The sequence below is a fragment of the Rhizobium ecuadorense genome (assembly GCF_001187535.1).
In the GTDB taxonomy this organism is placed as follows: domain Bacteria; phylum Pseudomonadota; class Alphaproteobacteria; order Rhizobiales; family Rhizobiaceae; genus Rhizobium; species Rhizobium ecuadorense.
The window spans coordinates 1-997 of sequence record NZ_LFIO01001450.1; the positions used below are offsets into that span (position 1 = coordinate 1).

A 997-nucleotide genomic window follows, 5' to 3' on the forward strand; every position below is an offset into this window, starting at 1 on the left:
CTGCTGATAGGCGGTTTGGATTGTAGGCTGCCATGCGGCCGATGCCAATTGTAACGGTGGAGCCAGATCGGCAGGTCGGCGGCGCGTTGATCCGATGTTTCGTAAGCCTTGGCATATGCCCATTCGCGCAGTGCGGTCTGGACGAGGCGTTCGGCCTTACCATTGGTCTTCGGCGTATAGGGTTTGGTGCGGATGTGTTTGATGCTGAGCCGCCGCAGCGCCTTGGCGTATCGATGGGAGCGGAAGCTTGAGCCGTTGTCGGTCATGACGCGATGGATCTTGACGCCATGGGCCTTGAAGAAGCGCAAGGCGTTGAAGAGAAAGTGCAGACAGGAGCGTCGCGTCTCGTCGGGTAATATTTCCAAATAGGCCAGGCGGGAGTGATCGTCGATGGCCAGATGGACGTATTCCCAGCCGATGCCGCGGCTGTTGCTCTGCCCCGTGCGATCGCCGGTGATGCGGTGGCCGGTTCGGTTGAATTTGCCGAGTTTCTTGATGTCGATATGGATGAGTTCGCCGGGCTGGTCGCGTTCGTAGCGCCGCACCGGCTCGGCCGGGGCCAAGGCCTTGAGCTTGTTCAGGCCAAGGCGCTTGAGGATGCGGCTGACTGTGGCCGGCGAGACACCCGTCTCCTTGGCGATGTGTTGGCCGGTCATGCGCAGGCGGCGTAACGCCTCGATCTGGACGGCGGTGGCCTGCGGCGTCGGATGATACAGGCGGTGCGGTCGGGAACTGCGATCATTGAGACCGGCCTCGCCCTCCCGTCGATAGCGCCTTACCCACTTGTAGACGGTCTTGACGCAGACGCCGAAAGCCGCAGCGACGGCCATCGGTCGCTGTCCTTCCATCAGCACGCGGTGCGCAATTACCGCTCGACTGAGCGGCGTGAGGCGAGCATTCATATGGATGTCCATTCGGTCCCCCGAGAATCACTGAAGCTTCGACAACCTCAGCTTTCCCGGTACGGATCGAATGGACAACCTATTGGAAGCTCACA

The 997-nt window shown here is 61.0% G+C and carries 1 protein-coding gene; it reads right to left on the bottom strand.

Going from position 1 to position 997, the window contains the following annotated elements; genetic code table 11:
* The coding region (locus AF337_RS30215; RefSeq protein ID WP_049735052.1) for an IS481 family transposase at positions 1–914 on the bottom strand (914 nt) is incomplete at its 3' end.
* Between the last annotated feature and the right edge of the window lie 83 nt (positions 915–997).